Origin of the sequence: Providencia sp. PROV040 (assembly GCF_032706145.1) — a bacterium.
GTDB lineage: Bacteria > Pseudomonadota > Gammaproteobacteria > Enterobacterales > Enterobacteriaceae > Providencia > Providencia hangzhouensis.
Window position 1 is genome coordinate 4,433,703 of record NZ_CP120530.1, and the last position, 14,928, is coordinate 4,448,630.

General features: G+C 42.1%; 16 protein-coding genes. 7 read left to right on the forward strand and 9 right to left on the reverse strand.

Features of this window, described 5'->3' with window-relative positions; all coding sequences use genetic code 11:
• The first annotated feature begins 125 nt into the window (after positions 1 to 125).
• On the forward strand, positions 126 to 464 hold the full coding sequence (locus P3L40_RS20655; RefSeq protein ID WP_004905864.1) for a GIY-YIG nuclease family protein: 339 nt from the start codon (positions 126 to 128) through the stop codon (positions 462 to 464).
• Here P3L40_RS20655 and P3L40_RS20660 read toward each other — a convergent pair.
• Together P3L40_RS20660 and P3L40_RS20665 are read right to left on the reverse strand one after the other, a co-directional pair.
• On the reverse strand, positions 437 to 940 hold the full coding sequence (locus P3L40_RS20660) for a GNAT family N-acetyltransferase (RefSeq protein ID WP_004905865.1): 504 nt from the start codon (positions 938 to 940) through the stop codon (positions 437 to 439). The genes P3L40_RS20655 and P3L40_RS20660 overlap by 28 nt on opposite strands.
• Positions 934 to 1,458 (reverse strand): SCP2 domain-containing protein, encoded by a 525-nt coding sequence (locus tag P3L40_RS20665; RefSeq protein WP_094961643.1) that lies wholly within the window; start codon positions 1,456 to 1,458, stop codon positions 934 to 936. Before P3L40_RS20665 ends, P3L40_RS20660 begins: the two co-directional genes overlap by 7 nt.
• 514 nt (positions 1,459 to 1,972) lie before the next feature.
• Here P3L40_RS20665 and P3L40_RS20670 point away from each other — a divergent pair.
• Both P3L40_RS20670 and P3L40_RS20675 read left to right on the forward strand, forming a co-directional pair.
• A complete protein-coding gene (locus tag P3L40_RS20670; RefSeq protein ID WP_094961644.1) occupies positions 1,973 to 2,968 on the forward strand; it encodes a peptidase U32 family protein in 996 nt (331 codons plus the stop codon).
• 17 nt (positions 2,969 to 2,985) lie between these two features.
• Positions 2,986 to 3,861 carry a U32 family peptidase gene (locus P3L40_RS20675; RefSeq protein WP_096864325.1) on the forward strand — a complete coding sequence of 292 codons (876 nt, stop codon included), beginning with the start codon at positions 2,986 to 2,988 and terminating at the stop codon, positions 3,859 to 3,861.
• Between the two features lie 39 nt (positions 3,862 to 3,900).
• On the opposite strand, the gene P3L40_RS20680 is transcribed toward P3L40_RS20675, so the two are convergent.
• The 5 genes from P3L40_RS20680 to P3L40_RS20700 form a co-directional block, all read right to left on the reverse strand.
• Complete coding sequence (locus P3L40_RS20680) at positions 3,901 to 4,218, reverse strand: type II toxin-antitoxin system YafQ family toxin (protein WP_110591061.1); 318 nt, start codon at positions 4,216 to 4,218, stop codon at positions 3,901 to 3,903.
• Positions 4,199 to 4,486 (reverse strand): type II toxin-antitoxin system RelB/DinJ family antitoxin, encoded by a 288-nt coding sequence (locus tag P3L40_RS20685; RefSeq protein ID WP_004905876.1) that lies wholly within the window; start codon positions 4,484 to 4,486, stop codon positions 4,199 to 4,201. Before P3L40_RS20685 ends, P3L40_RS20680 begins: the two co-directional genes overlap by 20 nt.
• Before the next feature lie 130 nt (positions 4,487 to 4,616).
• Positions 4,617 to 5,771, reverse strand: a complete 1,155-nt coding sequence (locus tag P3L40_RS20690) for an ABC transporter permease (RefSeq protein WP_004905877.1) — start codon at positions 5,769 to 5,771, stop codon at positions 4,617 to 4,619.
• On the reverse strand, positions 5,771 to 6,916 hold the full coding sequence (locus P3L40_RS20695) for an ABC transporter permease (protein ID WP_004905879.1): 1,146 nt from the start codon (positions 6,914 to 6,916) through the stop codon (positions 5,771 to 5,773). Before P3L40_RS20695 ends, P3L40_RS20690 begins: the two co-directional genes overlap by 1 nt.
• Before the next feature lie 11 nt (positions 6,917 to 6,927).
• The gene (locus P3L40_RS20700) at positions 6,928 to 7,899 is read right to left on the reverse strand and encodes an HlyD family secretion protein (RefSeq protein WP_004905881.1); all 972 of its coding nucleotides are present in this window, start codon (positions 7,897 to 7,899) and stop codon (positions 6,928 to 6,930) included.
• 657 nt (positions 7,900 to 8,556) lie between these two features.
• Here P3L40_RS20700 and P3L40_RS20705 point away from each other — a divergent pair.
• The 4 genes from P3L40_RS20705 (at position 8,557) to P3L40_RS20720 (ending at position 11,761) form a co-directional block, all read left to right on the forward strand.
• Positions 8,557 to 10,242 (forward strand): sensor histidine kinase, encoded by a 1,686-nt coding sequence (locus P3L40_RS20705; RefSeq protein ID WP_094961673.1) that lies wholly within the window; start codon positions 8,557 to 8,559, stop codon positions 10,240 to 10,242.
• A gap of 19 nt (positions 10,243 to 10,261) precedes the next feature.
• The gene (btsR, locus tag P3L40_RS20710; protein WP_004905884.1) at positions 10,262 to 10,978 is read left to right on the forward strand and encodes a two-component system response regulator BtsR; all 717 of its coding nucleotides are present in this window, start codon (positions 10,262 to 10,264) and stop codon (positions 10,976 to 10,978) included.
• A gap of 153 nt (positions 10,979 to 11,131) precedes the next feature.
• Positions 11,132 to 11,401: a hypothetical protein gene (locus P3L40_RS20715; RefSeq protein ID WP_110591059.1), complete on the forward strand. Its 270-nt coding sequence runs from the start codon at positions 11,132 to 11,134 to the stop codon at positions 11,399 to 11,401.
• Between the two features lie 15 nt (positions 11,402 to 11,416).
• The gene (locus P3L40_RS20720) at positions 11,417 to 11,761 is read left to right on the forward strand and encodes a type II toxin-antitoxin system RelE/ParE family toxin (RefSeq protein WP_164456148.1); all 345 of its coding nucleotides are present in this window, start codon (positions 11,417 to 11,419) and stop codon (positions 11,759 to 11,761) included.
• A gap of 81 nt (positions 11,762 to 11,842) precedes the next feature.
• Here P3L40_RS20720 and P3L40_RS20725 read toward each other — a convergent pair whose 3' ends face one another.
• Together P3L40_RS20725 and nlpI are read right to left on the reverse strand one after the other, a co-directional pair.
• The gene (locus P3L40_RS20725) at positions 11,843 to 13,762 is read right to left on the reverse strand and encodes a DEAD/DEAH family ATP-dependent RNA helicase (protein ID WP_210853015.1); all 1,920 of its coding nucleotides are present in this window, start codon (positions 13,760 to 13,762) and stop codon (positions 11,843 to 11,845) included.
• A gap of 170 nt (positions 13,763 to 13,932) precedes the next feature.
• Entirely contained in the window at positions 13,933 to 14,850 is a 918-nt protein-coding gene (nlpI, locus tag P3L40_RS20730; RefSeq protein WP_226617020.1) for a lipoprotein NlpI, read from the reverse strand.
• Positions 14,851 to 14,928 lie beyond the last annotated feature (78 nt).

Here is a 14,928-nt window from a genome sequence, read left to right on the forward strand (position 1 = left end):
TGAGGTTACAAATTTGTGACAGTTTAATATCATTTTTTATTTAAATTTTAATATGTTATAAATATCTTACTTAACGAATATATTCGTTGTTAACCTAATATTTTCTTCTTATAAATCAGCACAGAATGATAAAAACAACCCTAGAAAAAAAACAATCAAAACAAAGTGATTGGTATCTTTACTTAGTAAGAGAGAAAAATAACGCCTTGTATTGTGGTATCACCACCGATGTACAACGTCGTTTTGAGCAACATAAGGCAGGAACAGGGGCAAAAGCATTGAAAGGAAAAATGCCACTAGAACTGGTATTTTCTTGTTTTATTGGTTCTCGCTCAGCCGCGTCAAAAATAGAATATCAAGTTAAGCAACTGAATAAAAAGATAAAAGAAAGGCTGGTCATTGACCAGCCTGATGATTTAACTGACTACTTAGCTAACTATAAATTATTGAAGTGTGAAGAGTAAGTCACCAAACCTTGGTGTTCCCCGATTTCGCCATTTTCTAAGCCACAAACCAAAAAATGAGCCTGTTGTTCAGGCCATTGGCAGCTTACGCCGTGGCTTGAAGCCGGTTCAAAACCAAAACGCGAATAGTAGCGTTCATCTCCCAGTACAACGACAGCACCATAACCAAACTCATTAAGGCTATCTAACCCTTCATAGACCAGTTTTTCTGCGATCCCTTGGCCTTGATGCGCTTTACTTACCGCTAATGGCGCAAGACCTACCCATTGTACGTCTTCGTCGTTAACATCAACGGGTGTGAAGCCAACATAGCCAATCACTTCACCATCATCATTTGTTGCCACAACCCCGAGAGTTAACAAACCATCCTCACGCAAATGTTGAACAAGGTTAGCTTCCGCTTCAGTTGGAAATGTTTCACGCAATAATTTATCAATACCCATTGCATCGACAGGGATTTCAACTCGAATTAGCATGAAGTTAACGCAGGCGATTTAGGCTCTGCGTCCTCAGCTTCATTCACGGTTTTAATCACATCGGCTAATTGTAATAGAGCAAAACGCAGCGGTGCTGGCATGTTTTCGAGTTCGAAAGCGTCCATTAAATTCTTCACATAAAGTCCGAGCTCAGTATCCCCTTCAATCACCAATCTACGTTGGAAAAAGAGCGTATCGGGGTCTTCTTTACGCGCGGCGATCAGTACCAGATCATTCGCATTACCACTCACACTAACATCAGCCTCTGCATGCTGTTTTACAGACAATTGACCATCTTGCAAACTGATAAACCAGACTAATGCTAAGTCACGAACTTCAACTTTTAGCCATTTGTCTTCGAGAAAATCAAGTTCCCCTTCTTTTACTGATTCGCGAAATTGCCAACTTAGCAACTGCTCGAGAACCTGACGCTGTAATGCGAATGGGGTCACTTTTAAAGGCAGTTTCAAAAATGAAGGGCCTTTTGTGATGAGTTGAGAACGAATTTTACCTAACACAGTACTGACTCCCGTAGTAATTGTCTGCCCGTTTTCGTGTAACTACTTAACCGCAGTAGCAGCTCGAATTATTTAGGGTAACATATTGCATATTTAGATGATTAAATTTTCAACGCTAATAACCCCATTTATTGAAGTCATTAACCTAACATTTGACTCACGATAAGTTATCTTGCCAAAAAATGACATTATTGGTTTGATCCTATATCAATTTTTGCCCATCCCGCCAATATTTATTTCTCACTTCCCATTGATAAAAAACTATCTCTAATTACCGATACTATCCAATTAACGTTCAAAATTTAGTCAAAAATGATTTATTTTCCCTATTTAATAAACTTATTCTCTACTATTTGATACAGTTTCTTTATTACCCACCAGTCCCCTTATTTCCCTAACAACCTTAATTAACGAATACTGATATCCATTAACAATTTCTCTGCTCTAAATCAAAATCTATAACAGTTCTGTTGACTAGAATGGCAGCTATTAAATTTTATACAGGGATAGGACAATGGAATTACTCTGCCCAGCAGGGAATTTGCCCGCGTTAAAAGCGGCTGTCGATAACGGTGCTGATGCCGTTTATATTGGATTAAAAAATGATACCAATGCGCGCCATTTCGCAGGACTCAATTTTACTGAAAAAAAACTGCACGAAGCTGAGCGCTATATTCATAACCGTAAACGAAAATTACATATTGCGATTAATACATTTGCGCACCCTAATGGTTACGAACGTTGGCAAAACTCCGTCGATCTTGCTGCAGATCTCGGTGCCGATGCCTTGATCTTAGCCGATATCGCAATGTTAGAGTACGCGGCAAATAAATACCCGCATATTGAAAGGCATGTTTCTGTTCAAGCCTCTGCGACCAATACTGAAGCCATACGCTTCTATGAACGTAATTTTCAAGTCCATCGTGTCGTCCTGCCGCGCGTGCTATCTATTCACCAAGTGAAACAATTAGCCAAAAATAGCCCTGTACCGCTTGAAGTGTTTGCTTTTGGTAGTTTATGCATCATGGCTGAAGGCCGCTGCTATCTGTCTTCTTATCTCACGGGTGAGTCGCCAAATACCGTAGGTGCATGCTCTCCAGCCCGTTTTGTTCGTTGGCAACAAACTGAAGAAGGAATGGAATCGCGCCTTAATAATGTGCTGATAGACCGTTACCAAAAAGATGAAAATGCCGGTTATCCAACACTATGTAAAGGACGTTATCTTGTCGATGAACAGAAATATCATGTCCTTGAAGAGCCCACCAGCCTCAATACTATTGAATTATTACCTGAATTAATGGCAGCGAATATTGCCTCTGTCAAAATTGAAGGCCGCCAGCGCAGCCCAGCTTACGTGACTGAAGTGACCCGTATTTGGCGCCAAGCCATCGACCGTTACAAATCCAACCCGAATAACTTTGTCACCGACCCTAAATGGCTAAAAGCATTAGGTGGGCTTTCTGAAGGAAGCCAAACTACATTGGGTGCCTATCATCGTAAATGGCAGTAATTTAAAAGGTAAATATCATGCAGTACTCGTTAGGATCTATTCTTTATTACTGGCCAAAGCAAACGCTGGAAGATTTTTATCAACACGCCGTTCAAAGTGACGCCGATATTATCTATCTCGGTGAGACTGTGTGCAGTAAACGTCGAGAAATGAAGCCCAATGATTGGATAGAACTCGCACAACAACTCGCGAAAAGTGGTAAACAGATTGTGCTGAGCACCCTTGCTCTCCTTCAAGCACCTTCAGAACTTAAAGAGATCAGCAAATTAGTTGATAATGGCGAGTTTCTCGTTGAAGCCCATGATTTTGGTGTGGTCAACATGTTAGCCGAGAGAGGACTTCCTTTTGTCGCGGGCCACGGTTTGAATTGCTATAACGCACAAACCTTAAATATTCTCTTACGCCAAGGCATGGTGCGCTGGTGTATGCCTGTAGAGCTTTCTCGTGATTGGCTAGTCAATTTACTTCACCAATGTGATGATATCGGTATTCGTGGCAAATTTGATGTTGAAGTGATGAGCTACGGTCACTTACCACTTGCCTATTCCGCACGTTGTTTTACTGCTCGCTCTGAAAATAAGCAAAAAGACGAGTGTGAAACTTGTTGTATAAACTACCCACAAGGGCGCAAAGTACTTTCCCAAGAACACCAACAGGTGTTTACATTAAATGGCATTCAAACGCTCAGCGGCGCTTGCTATAACCTCGGTAATGACCTGCATTCAATGCATGATCTTGTAGATATTGTGCGCATTTCCCCTGAAAGTATAGAGTCCCTTGAGATAATCAAACAGTTTAAAGCCAATGAAAATGGGGATATTCCGCTGAATATCGTAAACCAAAACTGTAATGGTTATTGGCGACAAATTGCAGGGTTGTTGCTAGTGCCTTGATATACAATAGGTAATGAGCTCGAACTATAGCTCATTACCTTAACCAAATAATTCACTGTGCGAACCAATATCAACGAAAGTGATTAAATTACCTTTATCTGACAAGCGATAAACCAGTAAGAAATCACCACCAATATGAAGCTCCCTAGCTCCTTGCCATTCATGACCTTCTAATTCATGGTCAAGATATTCTTTTGGTATTATTTTTTGAGAAAACAGTATTTCCATAACGAGAACAGCCGCATTCATATCCCTACGGCCCGCTCGGTTATATCGTTCCCATGACTCCTTAAACGTTGGTGTATAAGCAACCTGCCTTGGTTGCTTAGCTCGCTTATTACTTGGCTTCTGAGTCAACTTTGCTTAACTCCACCATCATTTCGTTAATTGAATCGTAGTGCTGCTCAATAGCTTTAGCTTCTTTCAACGCTAGTGTAGTTTTCAGCGAAGGTTGCTTACGTTTTATTTCAAAGGGAACTCTTTGCTCTTGAACTACTTGTTCTAAAAACAAACGAATAGCTGCGCTAATAGTCAAACCACAATCTTGTAATACACTCGTGGCTTCCGCTTTTAATTGTTCATCAATTCGACTACGAACATCTGTTGTTTTCAATAGTGTTGACATATCATCCCCCTACACATATCAAACGTAGCTACATTGTGACTACATTGTGGTTGAGTTTAGCATTTGTCGATTAATTAGTCATTATTTCTTTAGGCCGCCTTTTCTAATAGACCATAAACACGATTAAATATTAATGCCGATGCCTGCGCCAGCGGTTAAACATATGGCTAATATGACGCAGTTCGCCATCTCGGAGCATACCAATAAATACCCCAATGACCGTATAAATAACCCCTAAAATCAGCATCATCACGATATCCATCAGGACATCGCTAAACGGTAGTCCCATTTGGTTAAGACCTGCCATGGCGTTTGTGGCCCATGTTGATGGTAGAGCCGATGCTATCATACGTACCCAATCAGGCATCGCTTGCAGTGGCCAAATCGTACCTGACATGTAAAACACAGGAGTCGTAATAAACGCCAAAGTTAAATAAATCATTTCGACACTGCGCAAACATTCCGTCACTAACTTGCCAAGCCCCAGAACAGCCAAGAGGAATGGGAACGTGAACATCCAAATCACATACAATGGCGCTTCTTGCCGGTAACCCAATACCCACGGCCAAAGGGCAAAAAATACGGTAGATAAAAATAACCAAATCGGAATTAAAGCAGATAGCGCCCCTAAATAAACGGCTAATGGCGGTTTTCCTTTCGGCGTAGAACGGACCGCGATACTGACTCGCACACAGGCAATCAACAGGGAGTGCTGTAATAACATCACTAACAAGCCAGGAAAAACGATTGCTGCGAAGCTGATCCCTGGGTTATACAGTGGCTCAGTTTCACTGCGAATAGGGGTAATAATCACTTTCGCTTGCTCTTGGCTATAGCCTGCTTTAGTGAGTAACTGGGTGTTATAGGCATTGAGCAGTGTTTGGTAGGCTTTTGATAACTCTTGCTGAATTTGCCCACTTGCTAGCCGGTTGGTGCCATCACCATACACTGGCACAGTGATATTTTTACCACTCAATAAGTGTTGTTGAAAATCTGTTGGAATGATAATTATCGCAAATAACTTTCTCGCAATCATATCCTGACGAGCTTGAGCAAGGTTATCATAACTCTGCAATTGCACCTTCGGCGTCGCATCAAGATCACGGATTAACTCACGACTTGCTGTGCTGTGGTCCATATCAATAACTGCAACAGGTAAGTCCCAAAGAACAGGCTTGGCATAAACTAAGCTCATAACGCATAGAGAAACCAATAATAACAGCCACATCGGTTTTTCCAACATCCCCAGCAGCACTTTACGAAAGGTTGCAAAATAGATAGCCATTAGACAACCCCTCCTTGGTTTTCTAACCGTTTTACTAGTCGCTTACGGATTAAAAAGCCAATCACGAATGGGTAAATCAATAAAAATAGACACACTTGAACGATGCGAGTAAAAGAAATCTCCCGCAAGAAAATATCAAACATAGCATTCAATGTATGTGTAAGTGGTTCAATATTAGAAATAATCTGTGCAGGCAATATCATTGATAGCTCAGGCACAGCCATACCCGAAAAGGCTAAGGCGATACTCACCAGCATCCCTATCAAGCTATACGCCATGATGGCACTTGAGGTAAAACTAAACAGCAATAAACCGATACTTTGCGCTGCTATCACATAGAAAAACCCTAATACAATCATATATAACGGGTTCCCTACCACTTTAGCATCAAAAATAGTGACTAGCGCCGCAATCTCTACGGCGAGCAATATACTGAAAAATAAGGTGTAAGGAGCTAACTTCCCAAGTAACGCCATGACAAACGGTTTAACACTTTGTAAGGTAGAACCTCGTGACATGGTGTAGATTGTTGCGGTAACAACAAATAGCTGTAGCATATGAATAGTTGCAGCAAACTGTTGATAATAAATATAACTACCGCTCGGATTGAACAAACTGTCATAAGAAAGTGTGACTTGAGCTAATGGCGGCAATGCCTTTCCCATGGACTTAGCCATTTCTTGGCGATACTTCGCATTCAGCTCTGCCACTAGCCCACTAAAATCTTGAATCGCATAACTGCCTGATGCATAAAAGAGCGCATTATAATACATCCGCAGCTCTGGCTGACGCCCCCGTAAAACATCTTCTTCAAAGTTATGAGGAATATACAATAACGCGTAATCTTTTGAACTACCGAGTCTTTTTAATGACGTACTCAAATTATCATCAATCGTTTTTACATCAGCGTGCGGGCCTGCGTTAAGGTCACGAATAATTTGCCGAGACACGGGACTATGGTTGTCATCCACCACAGAAACGGGTAAATCCATTAATGTCCCCTCTGAAAAGTTAGCGCTAACTAACGTAAACAGCATTAATGGAAACAGCCAACTTAACCAATGAAAAACAGGGCTACGAATAGCCATTTGGGTTTCACGGCTAAAGGCGTGCTCAAAACCGTGCCAAGCGAACTTAAATTTCATGGCAACACCTTTTACTTATCCCAGTGCCATAACACACTCATGCCAGGCCTTAACCCTTCGATCGGCTCTACAGGATATAAGCGAATTTCAAATGTTTTTAAATCGAAGTCACCCGTTGCACGTGTTGCTCGCTTAGTAGCATAGTCACCTTTTGGTGCAATATAACGAATTTCAGCTTCAACCACCTTATTACCCAACGCTGGGATATCCAGCTGTACTTTATCGCCTTTTTTCACATCAACTAAAATATCTTCACGCAAGTTATAGACAAAATAAGCTTGCGGCAGGCGTATTAATGAGACCAAAGGGCTTCCTGCATTAAATAGTTCGCCAATTTCAGCGGGGATAGGTCCTACTTCCCCATCAACCGGGGCTTTAACTTGCAAATCATCCACCTGAACTTGCAATTCAGCCAATTTTTGTTCTGCTTGGTCAAGCGCCGCCTCATATTGCTGACGTAATTCAATACGGTCACCATGTAAGCCTTCTTCTAACCGTGCTTTTGCCCCCTGGACTTGCGAAAATGCCACTTCTTTGGCCTTACGTGCGTTATCTAACTCATTCGCTGAAACATACCCTTTGTTTTTTAAATTACTTAAACGGGCATATTCACGAGAGGCATTTTGATATTGAGAGTTGGCTTGTGCCAAGGTGGCTTGAAGATCACGAATAGTTTCTTCGCGAGTACCATTAATAGAGAGTTCTAGCTGCGCCTTTGCTTGGTCTCTTGCCGCTTTTGATGCTGCATACTGCGCCTGTAGCTCAGGGCTTTCTAATGTTAAGAGAAGTTGCCCTTGTTTTACATCATCACCACGCTCAATATGGCGCTCAATCACCCGCCCTTTTGCTTTCGAGGTTACGATAACTTCAGGTGCATCTACTTCCCCCTGTAACAATAAATATTGGTTATGGGAATGAAAAAGTGCCGCTGCTGCTATTAAGATAAGCATCAGCAAAATCAGTGCTATTGTTCTTTTTTTCATTATTTATGTGAACCTTAAATAATAACGGGGGAAACTACCATCCCTAGAGTATGACAAGAAAGTTAAATACAGCGTTAATAAATTCGTGCGCAAGATCACGAAAAGGTAGGTCATTGACTAATATTGAAGCGATTTCAGCCTTATGTCAAATATTGATGAGTGTACTTTTCTCAAATGTCGATTACTTAACCAGTGACTTACGATATAATTTCAAGCCGAATAAAGACTAATAATAGATAGCAAGAATAAATAATTCCGCCACAAAATAAAAATCCCACAATGTATCATGCTCTAAATAGTTCACATTGTGGGTAGGCGACAAGAGAAGATAGCTTGGGGAGCATACACAAGTATGTGACCCAAGGAGCTGAACGTAGTCAACACCCCCAGAATGTGAAACATGACGAGCCATGCTCTAAATAGTTCGCATTATGGGTAGGCGACAAGAGAAGATAGCTTGGGGAGCATACACAAGTATGTGACCCAAGGAGCTGAACGTAGTCAACACCCCCAGAATGTGAAATATGACGAGCCATGCTCTAAATAGTTCGCATTATGGGTAGGCGACAAGAGAAGATAGCTTGGGGAGCATACACAAGTATGTGACCCAAGGAGCTGAACGTAGTCAACACCCCCAGAATGTGAAATATGACGAGCATGTACGAATTTGACTTAATATTACTCCTCCTCCAGCAAATGTGCGTCTACTTAGTGATCGCATGGGTCCTCAGTCGTACCCCGCTGGTTACCCCATTACTTAAAGTCACTATTCGCTTACCTCACAAGGTGATGTGCTACCTGATTTTCTCAGTATTTTGCATTATCGGTACTTATTTTGGTTTGCATATCAATGATTCTATTGCCAATACTCGCGCCATTGGTGCCGTGCTTGGGGGCCTATTAGGCGGTCCCGCTGTCGGCTTTGCCGTTGGTTTTACTGGTGGGTTGCATCGTTATTCATTGGGTGGTATGAGTGCATTTGCCTGTATGGTTTCAACGATTGTTGAAGGGTTGATTGGCGGGTTAGTTCATCGTTACTTTATGAAACGTGGCGAAATTAATAAAATTTTTAATCCTATGATTGCCAGCTGTGTCACTTTTATTGCTGAAATCATACAAATGCTAATTATTTTATTGTTGGCAAAACCTTTCGATGAAGCCCTCGAACTTGTTAAAAATATCGCTGCACCTATGGTCATCGCAAATACGATTGGCGCAGCTATGTTTATTCGTATTTTACTCGACCGCCGCGCTATTGTTGAAAAATACACAACTGCATTCTCTGCTCAGGCGCTAAAAATCGCCTTAACCACTGAAGGAATTCTGCGTAAAGGCTTTAATGCTGATAACAGTATGAAAGTTGCCAAGATTATTTATCAAGAACTAGAAATTGGCGCCGTCGCCATCACTGATCGTGAAAAAATACTCGCATTTATTGGTATTGGCGCTGATCACCATCGCCCGGGAACACCGATTTCGTCGAGTCAGTCAAGGCAAGCTATTGAGAATAATGAAGTTGTATATGCCGATGGCAATGAAACTCCTTACAAGTGTTCATTAAGCCCCACCTGTAAACTCGGTTCTGCATTAGTGATCCCATTACGCGGGGAAAACGAAAAAGTCATTGGTACAATTAAACTGTATGAAGCGAAAAATAGCCTATTTAGCTCCATAAATCGTACCCTTGGTGAAGGCATCGCCAGCTTATTTTCCGCGCAAATTCTCGCGGGCCAATATGAACGCAATAAGCAATCACTGTTACAATCCGAAGTTAAGCTACTTCATGCGCAAGTGAATCCACACTTTTTGTTTAATGTACTCAATACTCTGCAAGCCGTGATCCGCAAAGATAGCCAGCAAGCAGGCCAGCTTGTGCAATATATTTCGACATTTTTCCGCAATAATTTAAAACGACCTGAACAAAATGCCACGCTTGGTGAAGAAATTGAACATATCAACGCCTATTTGCAGATAGAAAAAGCCCGCTTTCAAGAAAGCTTACAAATTCATATTGAGATCCCAGATGAAGTCAAACAGGTTGAACTTCCGGCATTTACCCTGCAACCACTGGTTGAAAATGCAATTAAACACGGCACCTCACAGTTATTAGAAACAGGATATATTACAATACGTAGTTATATTGGCAGTGAACATGTCTACATCGAAATAGAAGATAACGCGGGGCTATACAAGCCCACTAAAAAGTCCGATGGCTTAGGAATGGGGCTAGTCGATAAACGCTTACGTTTAAAATATGGTGAGCAATATGGCATCAGCGTAGAACATGAACCAGAAAAATTCACTCGAATGAAAATTCGCCTGCCTTATTTGGCTACAACATAATAATGATTAAATTACCTCTATGAATGTATTGATTGTTGATGACGAACCTCTTGCACGGGAAAATGTGCGTTGCCTACTTGAAGAACACGATGATATTGAAATTATCGGTGAATGCGCCAATGCGATTGAAGCGATTGGGGTCATTCACAAAAAAAAGCCTGATGTGGTTTTTCTTGATATTCAAATGCCGCGCCTAACTGGCCTTGAAATGGTACGTATGTTAGATCCAGAAGACCGCCCCTATATCGTCTTTCTTACCGCTTTTAATGAATTTGCCATCCAAGCTTTTGAAGAGCATGCATTTGATTACTTGTTAAAGCCCCTTGAAACAGAGCGATTAAAAAAAACCTTAAACCGCCTACGTCAAGGTAAGCAAAAACAGAACCTTGAACTGCTCAGCAACAATGAGCCGCTCAAATTTATCCCTTGTACTGGCCATAGCCGCATCTATTTGATGAAGCTTGATGAAGTGCTATATGCCACCTCACGTATGAGTGGCGTGTATGTGATGAGCACACAAGGGCAAGAAGGCTTTACTGAGCTCACATTACGCACATTAGAAACTCGTACACCGTTAGTGCGCTGCCATCGCCAATATTTGGTTAACATGACTCAGTTAAATGAAATTCTGTTTGGCGACGGTGGACAAGCCGAGTTGGTACTCAGTTCCGGTGAACATATACCTGTCAGCCGCCGTTATCTCAAGCCACTAAAAGAGGCATTGGGGTTAGTTTGAGTCGCGCTTCAACTTCCTACGCACAAACTTGGTGTATAAATTAATAATAAATTTGTACATCTAACTGATTTTTTCTATAATCAGAAATATAAGTTCAAAAAATACACAATACGTTATTCTGGGTTGTGTGTTCACTATTTATAGGAACAAAATATGTCTAATACAATGTCGCAAAAAGCAGCACGTGAAGGCCTTGGTAACCCTGAGCTCTTTAAGGGCGGCGTTTTTGTAACAAAAAATGGGCAATCTGAGCTGTTTATCCAAACAAGTGAAGAACGTGAAATAGAGCTAAAAGAAAGGGAAAGAGAGCGCCAAGCAAATGCGCTGCTAAAATTGGTGATGGCAGCAAAAGATGATGTTAAAAATAAGAGAATCTTATCACCAGAAGAAGCGCTAGAAAAATTACGTGCAGCAAGAAAATAATGAAAGGAAATTGTGATGGAACAACCCTATACGGTCACCCTCGCAGAAACTGCATTATGGTCACTACAGGATGTAGAATCGTTTAAAATCAATTTTATGAGCAGTGTTCAAGCAGCCGCGTTTGTTGATGAGCTACTTTTATCATCCGTTAGAGCAATATCAGAAGATCCAAAGCGTTATCGCCCAAATCAAATGTTAGCCGATAATGGTCTACTAATTCGGGAGCGAATCGATATAACTAGCCAATATCGTTGTTTATATGAATTTGATATGCAAACAAATAACGTTGTTATCCTACTTTTTATCAGTACAGCACAAGATTTAGAAAAAACGCTTTATCGCTACTACATACTTAGGTAAAAATGGCTAGCAAAAAACCCGCATTTCCAAGAAGTGCGGGTTTTCATTTTATTAGGGAATAACTTCCCTAAAACCTAGCAATTACGCGTTATGGCTGCTGCTACGACGACGAGGTGCTGCATTAGTACCATCTTGACGTGGAGCAGAGTTACCACGGTCACGGTTACCACCGCCACGACGCTCACCACCGCTACGACGTTCGCCGCCACGGTCATTACGACGACCTGCACCAAAGCCACCTTCGCTGCCGCCATCACGACGACCACCACCACGACGCTCACCACCGCCGCGACGTTCGAATGGCTGAGCATCACCGATCAGCTGCATTTGAGTTGGTTTATTCAAAATGCGTGCACGACTTAAATGCGTTAACACGTCAGTTGGCATGCCTTTTGGTAATTCAATTGTCGAGTGCGTTCCGTACAATTTGATATTACCGATATAACGGCTGCTGATATCCGCTTCGTTAGCAATCGCACCAACAATGTGACGAACTTCCACACCATCATCACGGCCAACTTCAATACGGTACATTTCCATATCACCGACATCACGACGCTCACGACGTCCGCCACGCTCACCACGTTCTGCACGGTCAAAACCATTGCCGTTGCTGTTGCGGCGATCACCACGGCGATCATCGCGATCATTAAATTCACGACGTGGACGACGTGGCGCATCTGGTGGCAGGATCAGAGCACGTTCACCTTGTGCCATTTTCAGTAATGCTGCGGCTAAAGTTTCCATATCTACATCTTCTGATGGAGACATTTTTGCTAACAGTGAACGATATTGGTCTAAATCGCTGCTTTCTAATTGCTGTTGAATTTTCTCAGCAAATTTCGCCTGACGACGTTGGCTCAGCAGATCTGCATCTGGTAATTCAACTTCAGGAATAGTCAGTTTCATCGTACGTTCAACGTTACGTAGCAGACGGCGTTCACGGTTCTCAACAAACAGTAACGCACGGCCCGCACGACCCGCACGGCCTGTACGGCCAATACGGTGAACGTAAGACTCGGCATCCATTGGGATGTCATAGTTAACAACTAAACTAATACGCTCAACGTCCAAACCACGCGCTGCAACGTCAGTTGCGATCAAGATATCTAAACGACCATCTTTTAAGCGCTCTAAAGTTTGCTCACGCAGTGCTTGGTTCATGTCACCATTTAGTGCAGCACTGTTGTAGCCATTGCGTTCTAACGCTTCAGCCACTTCTAATGTTGCATTTTTGGTACGCACGAAAATAATTGCTGCATCAAAGTCTTCTGCTTCTAAGAAACGCACTAACGCTTCATTTTTACGCATACCGTACACTGTCCAATAGCTCTGAGCAATGTCTGGACGGGTTGTAATGCTAGCCTGAATACGAATTTCTTTCGGGTCTTTCATAAAACGACGTGTAATACGACGAATTGGCTCAGGCATTGTTGCAGAGAACAGCGCAGTTTGGTGCTCAGCTGGAATTTGGCTCATGATGTTTTCAACATCTTCAATGAAGCCCATACGCAGCATTTCATCAGCTTCGTCTAAGACTAAGCCTTTTAATTTAGAAAGATCTAACGTGCCACGTTTTAAGTGATCAAGAAGGCGGCCTGGTGTACCCACAACAATTTGTGGTCCTTGGCGCAGTGCACGTAATTGTACGTCATAACGTTGACCACCATACAGGGCAACAACGTTAACGCGGTTCATATGTTTAGAGAAATCACTCATTGCTTCCGCTACCTGAACAGCCAACTCACGAGTTGGAGCAAGTACTAAAATTTGCGGAGCTTTTAAATCTGGGTCGATGTTATGCAGTAATGGCAAACTAAATGCAGCAGTTTTACCGCTACCTGTTTGTGCCATACCTAATACATCGTTGCCATCCATTAACAATGGAATACATTGCTGTTGGATTGGTGATGGTTTTTCATATCCCAGGTCATTTAGTGCTGTCAAAATAGATGCTGATAAACCTAACTCAGCAAAAGAAATATCGGTCTCAGTAGTCATGTAAAGGTGCCTCATACATAATGGCAGCCAGTTTACATAACCATGCGAAAATCATTTCGGTCATTTTCATTTAAAATGTGAACTGGCTCAAATTGTGTTTATTAAACGAACAAATAGGCCGTCACCCCGAGGGATGATGACTTAAAAATTTATCATGAAATGTTCGTCAGCTATTGCTGGCCCGATTCTAAAAGGTCGTCTTGTTCTTGGCCTAACAGCGCCAATTCCAACAATGCATAGCGGTGTTCAACAAAGCTGTGAGCGTTGTTAGCTACCGTCAGTTTGAATAACGCAACTGCGCTATCCTTATCCCCCAGACTTAGGTAATGCTTACCTAAATAGAAGTTAGTTTCACTGAGATGCTCAGCGAGCGAAGTGTTATCCGTAGATGTTTCTTTCAAACGCTCCATCAATGTATTTTCATTGATATTGCCAAGATAGAATTCTACGATATTCCAGCCCCATTGCCCTTTCTCCGCTTGGTTGTAGCGGGCAGCAAGATTATCTTGCGCCATACGCGGGTCTATGTCTTTCTCTACGAGGTAAAGCCACAGAGTACGAAAAGGATCATTTGGATCTATCTGATAATACGCCAGCAGATCATCCTGCGCTAGTTTGTACCGTTCACCGTAATATAATGCGATGCCACGATTCATTCGCGCGAAATTGTAAGTTGGATCAAGCTCTAAAACAGAATCAAACGCTTCATAGGCAGCATCATAATTGCCTGCCTGCGTAAAATATATCCCTAAAAAATTAAAAACTTCAGGAATATCAGGACGAATGGCTAACGCAGTTGAAAAATCATTACGTGCCAGCGCCCTTAAACCGAGACTATCATACAACACACCGCGCTCATATAAAAGCTGTGCGTATTCATCATCGGTTAAAGACCGACTCGCAAGGATTTGTTCCATACGAGCCAGTATCACTTCTTGTTGCAATGAAGGTTGAAGTGGAACGGCAAATACCTCGTTCTTTCGCCAATCTTTGCTACTACATCCAATAATAACAAAAAAGATAAGCGCCAAGAGCACACGCGGTAACGTGCGATAATCTCTCACCCGAAGACAGATACTGTTCAACATACTCCGCCCTTACATTACCACGCTTTACAAATGATGGTTTCAGCAAATTTAGGCTGATAGCGCCCTAACTTAATAGAG